Origin of the sequence: Noviherbaspirillum sp. (genome assembly GCF_035944575.1) — a bacterium.
GTDB lineage: Bacteria > Pseudomonadota > Gammaproteobacteria > Burkholderiales > Burkholderiaceae_D > Noviherbaspirillum.
Genome location: NZ_DASZBA010000113.1, coordinates 1 through 13,993 on the forward strand (window position 1 = coordinate 1; position 13,993 = coordinate 13,993).

Annotated in this window: 16 protein-coding genes; 7 read left to right on the plus strand and 9 right to left on the minus strand. The window is 57.9% G+C overall.

Going from position 1 to position 13,993, the window contains the following annotated elements:
- The 4 genes from VGU61_RS07210 to aroG all read left to right on the plus strand — a co-directional run.
- On the plus strand, positions 1-1,021 hold a 1,021-nt coding region (locus tag VGU61_RS07210), incomplete at its 5' end, for a YhdP family protein (RefSeq protein WP_326858432.1).
- An 11-nt stretch (positions 1,022-1,032) separates the two neighbouring features.
- On the plus strand, positions 1,033-1,842 hold the full coding sequence (locus tag VGU61_RS07215) for a carbon-nitrogen hydrolase family protein (RefSeq protein ID WP_326858433.1): 810 nt from the start codon (positions 1,033-1,035) through the stop codon (positions 1,840-1,842).
- Between the two features lie 137 nt (positions 1,843-1,979).
- Positions 1,980-3,440, plus strand: coding sequence for a metalloprotease TldD (tldD, locus tag VGU61_RS07220; RefSeq protein ID WP_326858434.1), 1,461 nt, complete (start codon positions 1,980-1,982; stop codon positions 3,438-3,440).
- Between the two features lie 356 nt (positions 3,441-3,796).
- A complete protein-coding gene (aroG, locus tag VGU61_RS07225; protein WP_326858435.1) occupies positions 3,797-4,858 on the plus strand; it encodes a 3-deoxy-7-phosphoheptulonate synthase AroG in 1,062 nt (353 codons plus the stop codon).
- Between the two features lie 69 nt (positions 4,859-4,927).
- On the opposite strand, the gene VGU61_RS07230 is transcribed toward aroG, so the two are convergent.
- The 3 genes from VGU61_RS07230 to VGU61_RS07240 are packed head-to-tail and all read right to left on the minus strand — an operon-like array spanning position 4,928 to position 6,390.
- A complete protein-coding gene (locus VGU61_RS07230; protein ID WP_326858436.1) occupies positions 4,928-5,560 on the minus strand; it encodes a retropepsin-like aspartic protease family protein in 633 nt (210 codons plus the stop codon).
- A gap of 17 nt (positions 5,561-5,577) precedes the next feature.
- The gene (locus VGU61_RS07235) at positions 5,578-5,844 is read right to left on the minus strand and encodes a hypothetical protein (RefSeq protein ID WP_326858437.1); all 267 of its coding nucleotides are present in this window, start codon (positions 5,842-5,844) and stop codon (positions 5,578-5,580) included.
- 60 nt (positions 5,845-5,904) lie between these two features.
- Positions 5,905-6,390: a YajQ family cyclic di-GMP-binding protein gene (locus tag VGU61_RS07240; protein ID WP_326858438.1), complete on the minus strand. Its 486-nt coding sequence runs from the start codon at positions 6,388-6,390 to the stop codon at positions 5,905-5,907.
- A gap of 105 nt (positions 6,391-6,495) precedes the next feature.
- Between VGU61_RS07240 and murB the strand changes: the two genes are divergently transcribed.
- Positions 6,496-7,524 carry a UDP-N-acetylmuramate dehydrogenase gene (gene murB, locus VGU61_RS07245; RefSeq protein ID WP_326858439.1) on the plus strand — a complete coding sequence of 343 codons (1,029 nt, stop codon included), beginning with the start codon at positions 6,496-6,498 and terminating at the stop codon, positions 7,522-7,524.
- Positions 7,525-7,643: 119 nt separating this feature from the next.
- On the opposite strand, the gene VGU61_RS07250 is transcribed toward murB, so the two are convergent.
- From VGU61_RS07250 to VGU61_RS07275, 6 genes are all read right to left on the minus strand, one after another.
- Complete coding sequence (locus VGU61_RS07250; protein WP_326858440.1) at positions 7,644-7,964, minus strand: pyrimidine/purine nucleoside phosphorylase; 321 nt, start codon at positions 7,962-7,964, stop codon at positions 7,644-7,646.
- 31 nt (positions 7,965-7,995) lie between these two features.
- Positions 7,996-9,333, minus strand: coding sequence for an argininosuccinate synthase (argG, locus tag VGU61_RS07255; protein ID WP_326858441.1), 1,338 nt, complete (start codon positions 9,331-9,333; stop codon positions 7,996-7,998).
- A 92-nt stretch (positions 9,334-9,425) separates the two neighbouring features.
- Entirely contained in the window at positions 9,426-10,340 is a 915-nt protein-coding gene (argF, locus tag VGU61_RS07260) for an ornithine carbamoyltransferase (RefSeq protein WP_326858442.1), read from the minus strand.
- A 105-nt stretch (positions 10,341-10,445) separates the two neighbouring features.
- The gene (gene rsgA / locus VGU61_RS07265) at positions 10,446-11,330 is read right to left on the minus strand and encodes a ribosome small subunit-dependent GTPase A (protein ID WP_326858443.1); all 885 of its coding nucleotides are present in this window, start codon (positions 11,328-11,330) and stop codon (positions 10,446-10,448) included.
- Positions 11,331-11,333: 3 nt separating this feature from the next.
- Positions 11,334-11,684 (minus strand): 4a-hydroxytetrahydrobiopterin dehydratase, encoded by a 351-nt coding sequence (locus VGU61_RS07270; RefSeq protein WP_326858444.1) that lies wholly within the window; start codon positions 11,682-11,684, stop codon positions 11,334-11,336.
- A gap of 9 nt (positions 11,685-11,693) precedes the next feature.
- Positions 11,694-12,953: a M48 family metallopeptidase gene (locus VGU61_RS07275; RefSeq protein WP_326858445.1), complete on the minus strand. Its 1,260-nt coding sequence runs from the start codon at positions 12,951-12,953 to the stop codon at positions 11,694-11,696.
- Between the two features lie 43 nt (positions 12,954-12,996).
- Here VGU61_RS07275 and orn point away from each other — a divergent pair, with 43 nt between their 5' ends.
- A complete protein-coding gene (orn, locus tag VGU61_RS07280; RefSeq protein ID WP_326858446.1) occupies positions 12,997-13,593 on the plus strand; it encodes an oligoribonuclease in 597 nt (198 codons plus the stop codon).
- Positions 13,594-13,670: 77 nt separating this feature from the next.
- The coding region (locus VGU61_RS07285) for a GTP-binding protein (protein WP_326858447.1) at positions 13,671-13,993 on the plus strand (323 nt) is incomplete at its 3' end.

A 13,993-nucleotide genomic window follows, 5' to 3' on the forward strand; every position in this document is an offset into this window, starting at 1 on the left:
CGATTCCGAGCAGGCATCGGGCTATGTGACCTGGAACGAATCGCCGTCGGGCATGGGGCTGGGCAAGGTCACGGCGCGTCTTGCGTCGCTCGTCATTCCGAAATCAGCCGCGTCGGATGTCAGCGCACTGCTGGAGGGAAAGAACACCACGACGCGCATGCCGGGACTGGACATCGTCGCGGAGAATTTTGAACTGTTCGGTAAAAAGTTCGGTCATCTGGAACTCGTGGCCGACAATACGCGCGGCAATGCCGGCCTCGAATGGCGCATCAACAAGCTGTCCATCGTCAATACCGATGCGGAGCTGACCGCCACCGGCAAATGGTCCATCCGCGACGGTACGAATCTATCCAGCCTTGACTACACGATGAACATCCTCGACGCAGGCAGACTGCTCGATCGCTTCGGGTTCGCGAATCTCCTGCGCGGCGGCAAGGGCAGGATGCAGGGCGAAGTGAACTGGAAAGGCTTGCCGTTCACGCTCGACATCCCGACGCTCTCCGGCCAATTCAAGCTTGATATCGCAGCCGGACAGTTCCTGAAGGTCGATCCGAGCGCCGCCAAGCTGCTCGGCGTACTGAGCCTGCAATCCTTGCCGCGCCGCCTGGCGCTCGACTTCCGCGACGTGTTCTCGGAAGGCTTTGCCTTCGACGGCGTAACGGCCGATGTGGCGATCAACCAGGGGGTCGCGACCACCAGCAATTTCAAGATGCGCAGTGTCGCGGCGACAGTGCTGATGGATGGCAGCGCCGACATTGCAAAGGAAGCCACCAACCTGCATGTCGTGGTTATCCCGGATATCAATGTGGGTGCCGCATCGGTCGTGTATGCACTGGCGGTGAACCCGGTTATCGGCGTGGGCACCTTCCTCGCCCAGCTGTTCCTGCGCGATCCGCTGATGAAGGCGTTCACCTTCGAATACCAGATCAGCGGTCCATGGAAAGAACCCGTCGTTACCAAGCTCGCCCGCAACCAGCCGGCTCCGGCACAGGATGCCGCAGGCGCCGGCCGACCGGGCTGAAAGGAGATGAAATGACGCAAGGCCTCATGAAAGCGGCAGCCGTGCAAATGGTGGCGACGCCGCAGCCGGATGAAAACATGGCTGCGGCGCGGCGCCTGATCGGGCAAGCCGCGCAGCAGGGTGCCCACCTCGTCCTGTTGCCCGAATACTGGCCCATCATGGGCTTGAAGGAGGCGGACAAGGTCGCGCATGCGGAAAGAACCGGCGACGGCCCGATCCAGGCGTTCATGTCCGGCATTGCACGCGAACATGGCATCTGGCTCATCGGGGGAACCCTGCCGATGGCCGCTGCGGAACCAAACAAGGTGCTCAATACCCTGATGGTTTACAACTCGGCAGGCGAGCGCGTGATTCGATACGACAAGATTCATCTCTTCAATTTCACGCGCGGTGACGAGTCTTACGACGAAGCCCGCACCATCGTTCCCGGTTCCAGCGTAACCACTTTCGAGGCGCCGTTCGGAAAAGTCGGCCTGTCCGTCTGTTATGACTTGCGCTTTCCCGAGCTGTACCGGGCGATGGGCGACTGTGCGCTGATTGTCGTCCCGGCGGCATTTACCTATACCACTGGCGAAGCGCACTGGGAATTGCTGCTCAGGGCTCGGGCGGTGGAAAACCAGTGTTACGTGCTTGCCGCTGCCCAGGGCGGACAACATGTCAACGGGCGACGTACCTGGGGCCACAGCATGCTGATCGATCCCTGGGGGGAGATTAAATCGGAGTTGCCGGAAGGAGAGGGCGTCGTGATTGGCGACATCGATCTGGAACATCTGCAGCGCGTGCGCGACAGCCTGCCCGCCCTGAAACATCGCAAGATGTAGAAAGGCCGATTTTCCGGCATGATGCTTTCATGCATCATCTCCTCCTGCAGGGGGCAGCGTGCTGACAGATGCTCTACAATCGTTTCATCCTCGGATCAAACCTGTAACGCGGATCAATTCCGCAGATGCGAAAGACCATGAATTTATTTGAACCGAATCTCCAAACCCTCGCAACCGCCCGTGAAGTCCTGCTGACGCCATTCGGGTTGGATGAATCGAAACTCATCAAGGCGCTCGGCGCCATTTTTACCCACCGCGTTGATTACGCCGATCTGTATTTCCAGTTCACCAAGAGCGAAGGCTGGAGCCTTGAAGAGGGCATCGTCAAGACCGGCAGCTTTTCCATCGACCAGGGTGTCGGCGTGCGCGCCGTGTCCGGCGACAAGACCGCTTTCTCCTATTCCGACGAAATCTCCGAGCGTGCCTTGCTTGAAGCGGCCGCGGCTACGCGCACCATCGCTCGCCAAGGCGCAGGCCGGGTCAAGGTGGCCTCCGCAATCCAGCCGTCCGGCGGCCGTTCCCTTTACTTGCCGCAGGACCCGTTTGCCTCGCTCGATGCCACCGAAAAAGTGAAGCTGCTGGAAAGAGTGGAGCGCATCGCCCGCGCCAAGGACCCTCGGGTCGTGCAGGTCATGGCGGGACTTGCCGGCGAATATGACGTCGTGCTGGTAGTCCGCAGCGACGGCGTGCTGGCAGCGGATATCCGGCCGTTGGTAAGGGTATCGATCACCGTGATCGCCGAGCAGAACGGTCGGCGCGAAGTCGGTTCGAGCGGTGGAGGCGGTCGGTACAGCTACGGCTATTTCACTGACGAACTACTTGAAAAATATGCAAGCGAAGCTGTTGCATCCGCGCTGGTGAACCTGGATTCCCGGCCTGCACCGGCTGGCCCGATGACCGTGGTGCTCGGACCGGGATGGCCCGGCGTGCTGTTGCATGAAGCGATCGGCCACGGCCTCGAAGGCGATTTCAACCGCAAGGGTTCCAGTGCATTCTCCGGGCGCATCGGCGAGCGGGTAGCGGCGAAGGGCGTGACGGTGGTCGATGACGGCACCATCGCAGACCGCCGGGGTTCGCTGAACATCGACGACGAAGGCAACCCGACGCAGTGCACGACCCTGATCGAGGACGGCATCCTGAAAGGCTACATCCAGGACACGATGAATGCGCGCCTGATGAGCATGCCCGTTACCGGCAATGCAAGGCGCGAATCCTTTGCCCACCTGCCGATGCCCCGCATGACCAATACCTACATGCTCGGCGGCGACAAGGATCCGGCAGAAATCATTGCATCCGTGAAGAATGGCTTGTATGCAGTCAATTTCGGCGGCGGACAGGTTGATATCACCAGCGGCAAATTTGTCTTTTCCGCGAGCGAAGCCTACATGATCGAGGATGGCAAGATCAGCTATCCGGTGAAGGGGGCCACCATCATCGGTAACGGACCCGAGGTTCTTAACCGGGTGTCAATGATTGGCAATGACATGCGCCTGGACAATGGTATCGGTGTTTGCGGCAAGGAAGGGCAAAGCGTGCCGGTGGGCGTAGGGCAGCCGACTTTGCGTATCGATGGCATGACCGTCGGCGGTACCGCCTGACAATCCTGCCTTTTTGCATGATTCGGGCAATCGATGCTTTCAGCCGGCTGTCGTAATTTGCGACGGCCGGCCTTCTGGGATACAGCGAATTTTTTGTCTGTCGCTTGCCAAATCCTTTGATTTACTGCACTATTGGCTCCAATCTGTTTGAGAACAACGCCATTCACATGACTTTCTCGCGCTTCTACTTTTACTTTTACTTTAGCTATCCCAGCCCAAAGGCGGTGGAAAGCGGCAGGTTCATGTAAAAGCAGTGCGCTAAACAGAACAAACCGAATTTCTAAAAAAACCGCCCGTGATGGCGGTTTTTTCTTTTGTACGGAATCCTATTTCAAGACCTTTGACTGGAGAAAAACATGCCGCGCACCGACGATCTACGCATACGTGAAATGAAAGAACTGATTCCGCCGTCACATCTGATACGCGAGTTCTCCTGTTCGGAAAAAGCGGCCAATGTCGCGGCCAATGCGCGTACCGCGCTGCACCGGATTCTCCATGGCCAGGACGACCGCGTCATGGTCGTCATCGGGCCCTGCTCGATTCACGACACGAAGGCGGCAATGGAATATGCGCGGCGCCTGGTAGAGCAGCGCGAACGTCTCGCCGGCGAGCTGGAAATCGTGATGCGGGTCTATTTCGAAAAGCCGCGCACCACCGTGGGCTGGAAAGGTCTGATCAACGATCCGTACATGGATAACAGCTTCCGCATCAATGACGGCCTGCGCATGGCGCGCGAGCTTCTGCTGAACATCAACGAACTTGGCCTGCCCGCCGGTACGGAGTTCCTGGACGTGATCAGCCCGCAGTACGTTGCCGACCTGGTGAGCTGGGGCGCCATTGGTGCGCGCACCACCGAATCCCAGGTGCACCGTGAACTTGCTTCAGGTTTGTCCTGCCCGGTCGGATTCAAGAACGGCACCGACGGTAACGTGAAGATCGCCGTCGATGCGATCAAGGCGGCATCCCAGCCGCATCACTTCCTGTCCGTCACCAAGGGCGGCCACTCGGCGATCGTATCTACCAGCGGCAACGAGGATTGCCACATCATCCTGCGCGGCGGCAAAGCGCCGAATTACGATGCCGCAAGCGTTGAGACAGCCTGCAAGGATATCGCTACCAGCGGTCTCGCGTCACGTTTGATGATCGACGCATCGCATGCCAACAGCTCCAAGAAGCCTGAAAATCAGGTGCCGGTGTGTGCCGAGATCGGTAAGCAGATCGCTGCTGGCGATACGCGCATCGTCGGCGTGATGGTCGAATCGCACCTCGTGGCTGGTCGCCAGGATCTCGTACCGGGCAAGGAACTGACTTATGGCCAATCGATTACTGACGGTTGCATCGATTGGGAATCGAGCATCAAGGTGCTGGAAGGGTTGGCTGAATCGGTGAAGCAGCGTCGTCTCGCCGATCCGGAATAAGAGCTGATGAGCTGACAGGATCGCGCCGGACTCGACGCGATCCTGTTCGATTGTCAGGCGCGCTTGGACTTAGAACCGCTTGGTCAGCGTCATCTGTTCGCCTTCGCGACGCATCTCGGTTCTATTCAGGAACGACATGCCAAGCAAAATAATCGGCAATCCCTGTTCCTGCACCATGGCATCCACCTGGTTGAGTTCAATATCCCCGACCTTGACGGTATTGAGCCTGACCTTGTACGCCGGCGCGACGCCGTTCGCCGTGTTGACGTACGTTGGCTGGCCGCTTCGGTAATTGATGCCCAGCCTCGTCGCATCGGACGCCGGCATCGCGATCAACGTGGCCCCGGTATCGAGCAGCATGCGTACCGAGCCTCCGTTGATCTGCCCCTGCACCATGTAATGACCTTGTCCATCGGGCTTGAGCGTCACGCTCGCCGGACCACTGGCCGCCGTCCGGTTGACATGTTCGCCCAGGGCAATCGTCTGCCGCTTCCCGTTCGACTCGATTGTTGCGCCGCCTTCATTGACCGCGACCAGCTTGAATCCGCCCGGAATATTGGCGCCCACCGAGTAGGTCTTCGGCGAACTTCCATCGATGACCAGCACCGCCTTATTGGGAAACAACCCCACGACGCTGACATCGGCTGCATGGGCTGTACCGATCGATAGAAGAAAAGTGGCTAAAAGTGTAGTCGAACGCATCGGATACTCGGCGCAAGTTAGGGCAGGGAGTGAGGCACGATTTCAAGATGAATGTCCCACAACAGGCGGATATCATCCCATACTTCCGGCGGAAATCCTTCCCGGCTTCCGCGTTCATTCATGGTCAGCTTGGCAAAATAGGTGTTCAGTTCCGGATATCCCCACATCGATTCAATGGCAGTAAGGACATGCCGAAAATTCTGCTCCATCAGCGTAACGTATCGATCTTCCGGACGGGCAGGTTTTTGCAGCGCGAATTTCTGTTCTGACGGACGGCCGAGCATTGACACCTCCTGCTAGCTAAGGCATGGCGATGAATGGCGCTTAAGGGGACATATGCGCGACTAATCGCGGAAGTTATTGAATTCCAGCGGCAGGTCCGTTACTTCCTTGCGCATCAGGGCCATCGCCGCCTGCAGGTCATCCCGCTTGGCGCCGGTGACGCGGACCGCATCACCCTGGATCGATGCCTGGACCTTCATCTTGCTGTCCTTGATGATGCGGACGATCTTCTTGGCCGCCTCGGACTCGATGCCGTTCTTGATCTTGATGACCTGCTTGACCTTGTCGCCGCCGATCTTCTCGATTTTTCCAAGGTCGAGAAAGCGGACATCCACGCCGCGCTTCACCATTTTTCCGGTCAGAACGTCGCGTACCTGCGTGAGCTGGAAATCGCTGTCGGCGAAAGCGGTCAGTTCCCGCTCCTTCTGTTCAACCCGTGCATCGCTGCCCTTGAAATCGAAGCGGGTCGAAATTTCCTTGTTGGCCTGGTCAACGGCATTTTTCACTTCGACGGTATTGGCTTCAGAAACCACATCAAATGATGGCATAAATATTCCTCTTCAATGCAAGCATATTGCTATTTAAGTAACGATGTATTCTAGCGGACAAAAACCCGGGTGGCCATAATTGCTTCCGTCTATAATCCTCCAGCTATGACAGACAGACTGCCGCTTCAGTGCGATTTTTCACTGCACGACCATAATACTTTCGGCATCCGCGCAAAAGCCCATGCCTACATTCAGGTTATCAATGCTGGCATGTTGTCGGAAATTCGCCGGAATGCCTCATTAAGCAGATTGCCACGGCTTGTGCTTGGCGGCGGCAGCAATATCCTCCTCAGCGGCGACTTTCCGGGGCTCGTGCTGCATATGTGCCTCAAAGGCATTGATATCCTCGGACAGGATGCGCAGGCAACTTATGTCCGTGCGGCCGCTGGCGAAAGCTGGCATGGCCTGGTCTGCCGGACACTGGAACATGGGCTGGGCGGCCTGGAAAACCTGTCGCTGATTCCCGGCAGCGTCGGCGCTGCGCCGATCCAGAATATCGGCGCCTACGGGGTGGAGTTGAAGGATTGCTTTCACGACCTCACCGCCTTTGATTTCGGAACCGGAAACATCGTTACATTGAGTCGCGACGAATGCAATTTTGGCTATCGCGACAGCGTATTCAAGCATCGACTTGCCGGACGCGCCGCCATTCTGGACGTGACGTTCGCCTTGCCCCGGCAATGGCGGCCGAACCTGAACTACGCTGAACTGGCGCAGGAACTTGCCTCGCGGGGTATGACCGATCCAACACCCCGCGACATCAGCGACGCGGTGATCGCAATCCGCACCCGCAAGCTGCCGGATCCGGCCGTCATCGGGAATGCCGGCAGTTTCTTCAAGAATCCGGTGGTATCCGCAGCGCAGCGCGAACGCCTGTTGGCGATGCATCCAAAGCTGGTCAGTTACCCGCAGCCGGACGGCAGTTTCAAGTTGGCCGCCGGCTGGCTGATCGACCAATGCGGCTGGAAAGGCAGAAGAATGGGTCACGCCGGCGTCTATGAAAAGCAGGCACTCGTGCTGGTCAACCATGGCGGCGCCAGCGGACGGGAATTGCAGGACCTGGCGAAGGCAATTCAGGCGGATGTGATGGCCCGGTTCGGTGTCGAGCTTGAACCGGAGCCGGTGATTGTCTAGAAGCTGTTGATCCGTGTACGGGCAATCGCGAACCTGCGGTGCCCGGTATGCCTCATTTCCGTCCGCACTTTCACACGTCTATACCCGCCCACCGATCCTGAAGCCGCTCCCGGAGGTTCTTATTCCGCGACGAAATGGCAGACGTAATCCAGCGTCTGCAGAGTTTCAATGTCGAAGCTGGAGTTGCCTGGTACATTGAAGCTCTGGCCACCTTCATAGGTCTTCCACTCCTGTTCACCCTTCAGGCGAATGCGGCATTGACCGGCATTCAACTCCATGATTTCAGGCGCGCCGGTGTTGAAGGTCAGCGACGACGGAAAAATCACGCCGATGGTTTTCTTGGTGCCGTCAGGGAACAGGACGGTGTGGGAGACGCATTTGCCGTCGAAATAAATGTTTGCCTTCTTGACGACGGCAACGTTGTCGAATTGTGTTGTCATGGTGTGTTTTCGTTTATAGGAACGGAATGCGTTATTTGTCGCTGTCCTTGCCGAGGCGCGGCAGCGCAACTGACGGATTGGCGGTCAGCAGGCCGGCTTTGCCATAGACGCCGAGCTTCGCGCGCGTATCGGTGATGTCGAGGTTGCGCATGGTCAGCTGGCCGATGCGGTCTTGTGGCGTGAACGCGCCTTCGCCTTTTTCCATCGTCAGGCGTTCCGGCTGATAGGTCAGGTTGGCCGATTCGGTATTGAGGATCGAATAATCGTTGCCGCGCCGCAGTTCCAGCGTCACTTCGCCGGTGATGGCGCTGGCAACCCAGCGCTGTGACGCCTCGCGCAGCATGATCGCCTGCGGATCAAACCAGCGGCCCTGGTACAGCAGGCGCCCGAGCTTGCGACCGTTGTCGCGGTATTGCTCGATCGTATCCTCGTTGTGGATGCCGGTGATCAGACGTTCGTAGGCGATGAACAACAGCGCCAGGCCGGGCGCTTCATAGATGCCGCGGCTCTTCGCTTCGATGATGCGGTTTTCGATCTGGTCGCTCATGCCGAGCCCGTGGCGGCCGCCGATACGATTCGCTTCCATCATCAGATCGACCATGTTCGAAAACACGATGCCGTTCAATGCGACCGGACGGCCTTCCTCAAAGCGGACACTGACTTCCTCGCGCCTAACTTCGACATCGTCGCGCCAGAATGCAACGCCCATGATCGGTTCGACGATCTTCATGCCGCTGTTCAGGTGTTCGAGGTCCTTTGCTTCGTGCGTCGCGCCCAGCATGTTGGAGTCGGTGGAGTATGCTTTTTCGACCGACATCTTGTAGTCGAAGCCGGACTTGATCATGAATTCCGACATCTCCTTGCGGCCGCCGAGTTCCTGGATGAAGCGGTCGTCGAGCCAGGGCTTGTAGATGCGCAACGCCGGATTCACCAGCAAACCGTAACGATAGAAACGCTCGATGTCGTTGCCTTTGAAGGTGCTTCCGTCGCCCCAGATATCAACCTGATCTTCCTGCATCGCGGCGACCAGCATCGTACCTGTGACTGCCCGGCCAAGAGGTGTCGTGTTGAAGTAGGTGACACCAGCGGTGGAAATGTGAAATGCGCCGCTTTGCATCGCGGCGATGCCTTCCGCAACCAGTTGCTCGCGGCAATCGATCAGCCGAGCCTGCTCGGCCCCATACAGCTTCGCCTTCGCCGGAATGGCATTGTAGTCGGCTTCGTCGGGCTGACCCAGATTCGCGGTATATGCATAGGGAATCGCGCCTTTCTGGCGCATCCAGTGCAGTGCTGCGCTGGTGTCGAGCCCGCCGGAAAAGGCGATGCCCACTTTTTGATTGACGGGAACGGACTGGAGTATGGTTGACATGATTTCTGCTTCGCGTACTGAGGTGGTGAATAGGGTTGGAAGATGAGGAACTGGTCGAAAACTGGCTGATCCGATGATTACGTGTGCATTTGTTAGGCTAGCCGTCCGAGCAACAGGTATTCGAGCAATGCCTTTTGCACATGCAGGCGGTTTTCGGCTTCATCCCACACCACGGATTGCGGTCCGTCGATCACTTCGGCCGCAACCTCTTCGCCGCGATGCGCCGGCAGGCAATGCATGAACAGCGCATCCGGCTGCGCGCGCTGCATCTTCGTCGAATCGACGATCCAGCCGTCGAAGGCGCGCAGGCGGGCCGCGTTTTCCTCTTCATATCCCATGCTGGTCCAGACATCGGTCGTCACCAGGTGGGCCCCGGCGCATGCGTCGGACGGATTGGGAAATACGGTGTAGTTCTTGTTCGTCGCCGACACCAGGGCCGAGTCGATGTCATAGCCGGCCGGCGTCGAAACGTTCAGATGGAAGCCAAACACCTCCGCCGCCTGCAGCCAGGAATAGAGCATGTTGTTGGCGTCGCCGATCCAGGCAACCGTCTTGCCGGTGATGGAGCCGCGGTGCTCGATGAAGGTGAAGATGTCGGCCAGTACCTGGCAGGGATGATGTTCGTTCGTCAGACCGTTGATCACGGGCACGCGCGAATGGGCGGCGAACCGCTCGATGATTTCCTGTCCGAAGGTGCGGATCATGATGATGTCGCACATGCGTGACATCACCTGCGCCGCGTCCTCCACCGGTTCGCCGCGTCCGAGCTGGCTGTCGCGGGTATTGAGATAGATGGCGGCTCCGCCGAGCTGATGCATGCCGGCTTCGAATGACAGCCTGGTGCGCGTCGAGTTTTTCTCGAACACCATCACCAGCGTGCGGTCCAGCAGCGGATGATGTGTTTCGTAATTCTTGAATTTGCGTTTGATGATTCGGGCGCGTTCGATCACGTACTCGAATTCATCAAGCGAAAAGTCAGAAAACTGCAGGAAGTGTTTGATCGCCATAAATGAAAACGGCGGCCAGGCGCGCCGCCGAAGTGTGTGAGCAAGTTTGTAAGCCGTTCAATTATAAGGGAAATTCTGTCAAAAAGATAACCCGCCGAGCCGGCGTCAGTAGAGCGTCTGCGATGCTTCGTGCACCAGTTGCCGGTACAGGTCGTGCCGCATCGGCGCAATTGCTCCATCTTCCACGGCCGACAATACCGCGCACGACGGTTCGTTCAGGTGATGGCAGTTGTAGAACTTGCAATGGCCGAGATGCGGTGCGAACTCGGGGAAGGCCCGCTCCAGCATGCCTTCGCTCAGGTGATAAAGCCCGAATTCCTGGAAGCCGGGCGAATCGATGATCGCGGTGTCCGGCGACGGCCGGTAAAGACGCGTGAAGGTCGTGGTGTGCTTGCCGGTGTCGAGTGCGGCTGAAATTTCCCGGGTAGCGATATCGGCGTCGGGAACGAGCAGGTTGATCAGCGAGGATTTGCCCATGCCGGACTGGCCGATCAGGATGCTGGACTGGCCGCCCAGCAGTGGCCCGAGCGTGGCGCGCGTCCCGTCCGGGTTGCCTTTGGCGGATACCTGATGAACCGGATAGCCGAGACCGGCGTACAAGCCGAGGCGTTCGCGGGTCCTCTCCAGCGATGCGGTGACGTCGATCTTGTTGAGGATGATGTGCGCGCGGATGCCGGCCGCTTCGGCGGCTACCAGTGAACGGGAAACAAGATCATCGGAAAAGCCGGGCTCGGTGGCAACGACGATAAATAGTTGGGTAAGGTTTGCCGCCAGTATCTTGGATTTGTACTGGTCGGAGCGGTAGAGCAGGGTGGTTCGTTCCTGAAACGACTCGATGACGCCCTGATCCGGCGATGTCAACTTGATGTTGACGATGTCGCCTACAGCAACGTCGCTTTTCTTGCCACGGGTAACACATTGCAGTTTGGCGGTATCGGTCTGGACCAGATAGTGACGGCCGTGGGCGGCAATGACGGTTCCGGAGAGCATGCGTCAGGCGGCCGCTTGCTGGCGGATTGCGTCGACCTTCGCGGCGCAGATGAAATCATTCTCAGAGATTCCACCGCGCCCGCCATTGACGGAGTGGGTATCGAACTTCACCGTGCAACGGTTGTAGGTGACGAGCAATTCGGGATGATGGTCTTCCGCATGGATCATGTAGGCGATCGCATTCACGAACGCCATCGTCTCGTAGTAATTTCCGAAGGAAAACGTCTTGACGATTTTTCCGTCCGTCAGGGTCCATCCTTCCACGATCTTCAGGTAGGCGCCGATGTCGGCCTCCGTCAAGCCGTCTTCCAGGTGCCGGCAGCGCTTCTGCAGGAGTTCATTCGTGGTTACCATGGCATCTCCTTAGCGGCTGGCAAGTAATTGGTTGATCCGGACGCTTGCGGGCGGGTGTGAATCATAGAAGGCGGAATGGAGCGGGTCCGGCGTCAGGGTCGACGCATTGTCCTCATACAGCTTCACGAGGGCGGAGACCAGGTCCTGCGGATTGGTGTACTGGGCGGCGAACGCATCCGCTTCGAACTCATGTTTGCGCGAAGTGATCGAGGACAACGGCGAAAACAGGAAGGTGAAGACCGGCAGTGTCAGCATGAAAAGAATCAGGGCCATCGCATCGTTCGCCGGCATATGCACGGGATCGACGCCCAGGCCGGTAAAGAACCACGATTGGGTCTTGAGATAGCCAAGCAGGGCGAGCAGGGCGAGCGACACGGCAAACATCACTGCAATGCGCTTGATGATGTGCTTGAGCTTGAAGTGGCCGAGTTCATGCGCCAGTACCGCTTCGATCTCATTTGGCGCCAGGCGCGACAGCAGGGTATCGAAGAAGACGATGCGCTTGGCCGCGCCGAAGCCTGAGAAATACGCGTTGCCGTGCGCGCTGCGCTTCGAGCCGTCCATCACGAACAGTCCCTGGGACGCAAATCCGACGCGCTTCATGAGGCCTTCGATGCGCGCGCGCAGGTTTTCGTCCTGCAGCGGCGTGAATTTATTGAACAGCGGCGCGATCACGGTGGGGAACAGAACAAGCATCAGCAACTGGAAGCCGCTCCAGACCATCCATGCATACAGCCACCACAGCTCACCGGACTTCTCCATCAACATCAGGATGATCCAGATCAGCGGCAGGCCGATGGCGGTGCCGAGCAGCGCACCTTTGACTAGGTCCGTCAGAAACAGGCCGACCGTCATCTTGTTGAACCCGAACCGGGCTTCGAGCACGAACTGCTTGTAATAGTCGAAAGGAAGGTCGATCAGGCCCGATATCACCGCGAACGCCGCGAGCAGGCCAAGCTGATAAGTCATGCCGGAACCGGTCAGATCGAGAAGTGCGACCGACAACCACTGCAGGCCGCCAAGCAGCGTGAACCCGACCAGCACCGCTGCATTCACCAGCAGCATGAAAAGGCTGAACTTGGTTTTTGCTACCGTATAGTCCGCTGCTTTCTGGTGCGCGTGCAGCGGGATGGTTCCGGCGAACTCGGGAGGCACCTGGCCACGATGCGCAAGCACGTGACGGATATGGCGCGAACCCAGCCAGAACCGCACCACCAGCGTGATGGCGAGAAAAGCAACGAACAAAATCGAAAACGCAAGTGAAGACATGCTATGCCTGTGAGAAAATGGCGGCTTACCGAGGAAAACAATTATGTCACAAGCGATTGAATCAGATACCCCCAACCCCACTTCATCACAAGTAATTCGCCCGAATGAATTCAACCTCGTCTGGGTCGATATGGAAATGACAGGATTGGAGCCGGATACCGACCGCATCATCGAAGTCGCGGTGGTGGTTACTGATTCCGAGTTGAATGTACTGGCCGAAGGTCCCGTTTTTGCAATCCATCAACCGGATGAAATCCTCGACGGGATGGATGCCTGGAACAAGGGCACTCATGGTCGTTCCGGATTGATCGATCGCGTGAAGGCATCAACTGTTTCCGAGGCGGATGCAGAGGTGGAGCTGATTCAGTTCCTGAAAAAATATGTGCCATCAGGAAAATCGCCGATGTGCGGCAATTCGATTTGCCAGGACCGCCGGTTCATGGTGCGCGGCATGCCGAAACTGGAGGCATTCTTTCATTACCGCAATCTCGATGTATCGACATTGAAAGAACTCTGCAAGCGCTGGAAACCCGACGTCGCCAGCGGTTTCAAAAAGCATCAGAAGCACACGGCGCTGGCGGACATCATCGAATCGATCGAAGAGCTGCGCTACTACCGCCAGCATTTTATACAGGCCTGAACCGGACATTCAGGCAATAGGATTCAGAGACGATTGGTGTCGCCTGAATCACCGAATCACTTTTTTGCAGTTGCATCATGGCTTCCGCTGACGAACTCTCATTGACTGATACTACCGACACCGCAAACGTCGGAGCGATTCCCGAAACGCGCACGGCGCCGAAGGAATTGATCCCGCGTGAAGTCGCGCGCCGCCGGACCTTTGGCATCATCTCCCACCCGGATGCCGGTAAAACCACGCTGACCGAAAAGTTGCTGTTGTTCTCGGGCGCAATCCAATTGGCCGGCACGGTGAAGGCACGCAAGAGCGGCCGCCATGCGACGTCCGACTGGATGGAAATCGAAAAGCAGCGCGGCATCTCCGTAGCCAGCTCGGTAATGCAATTCGAGTATCGCGATCA

Coding starts and splice junctions, on each gene's coding strand:
- VGU61_RS07215 (WP_326858433.1), top strand. CDS start 1,033: ATGACGCAAGGCCTCATGAAAGCGGCAGCCGTGCAAATGGTGGCGACG.
- tldD (WP_326858434.1), top strand. CDS start 1,980: ATGAATTTATTTGAACCGAATCTCCAAACCCTCGCAACCGCCCGTGAA.
- aroG (WP_326858435.1), top strand. CDS start 3,797: ATGCCGCGCACCGACGATCTACGCATACGTGAAATGAAAGAACTGATT.
- VGU61_RS07230 (WP_326858436.1), bottom strand. CDS start 5,560: ATGCGTTCGACTACACTTTTAGCCACTTTTCTTCTATCGATCGGTACA.
- VGU61_RS07235 (WP_326858437.1), bottom strand. CDS start 5,844: ATGCTCGGCCGTCCGTCAGAACAGAAATTCGCGCTGCAAAAACCTGCC.
- VGU61_RS07240 (WP_326858438.1), bottom strand. CDS start 6,390: ATGCCATCATTTGATGTGGTTTCTGAAGCCAATACCGTCGAAGTGAAA.
- murB (WP_326858439.1), top strand. CDS start 6,496: ATGACAGACAGACTGCCGCTTCAGTGCGATTTTTCACTGCACGACCAT.
- VGU61_RS07250 (WP_326858440.1), bottom strand. CDS start 7,964: ATGACAACACAATTCGACAACGTTGCCGTCGTCAAGAAGGCAAACATT.
- argG (WP_326858441.1), bottom strand. CDS start 9,333: ATGTCAACCATACTCCAGTCCGTTCCCGTCAATCAAAAAGTGGGCATC.
- argF (WP_326858442.1), bottom strand. CDS start 10,340: ATGGCGATCAAACACTTCCTGCAGTTTTCTGACTTTTCGCTTGATGAA.
- rsgA (WP_326858443.1), bottom strand. CDS start 11,330: ATGCTCTCCGGAACCGTCATTGCCGCCCACGGCCGTCACTATCTGGTC.
- VGU61_RS07270 (WP_326858444.1), bottom strand. CDS start 11,684: ATGGTAACCACGAATGAACTCCTGCAGAAGCGCTGCCGGCACCTGGAA.
- VGU61_RS07275 (WP_326858445.1), bottom strand. CDS start 12,953: ATGTCTTCACTTGCGTTTTCGATTTTGTTCGTTGCTTTTCTCGCCATC.
- orn (WP_326858446.1), top strand. CDS start 12,997: ATGTCACAAGCGATTGAATCAGATACCCCCAACCCCACTTCATCACAA.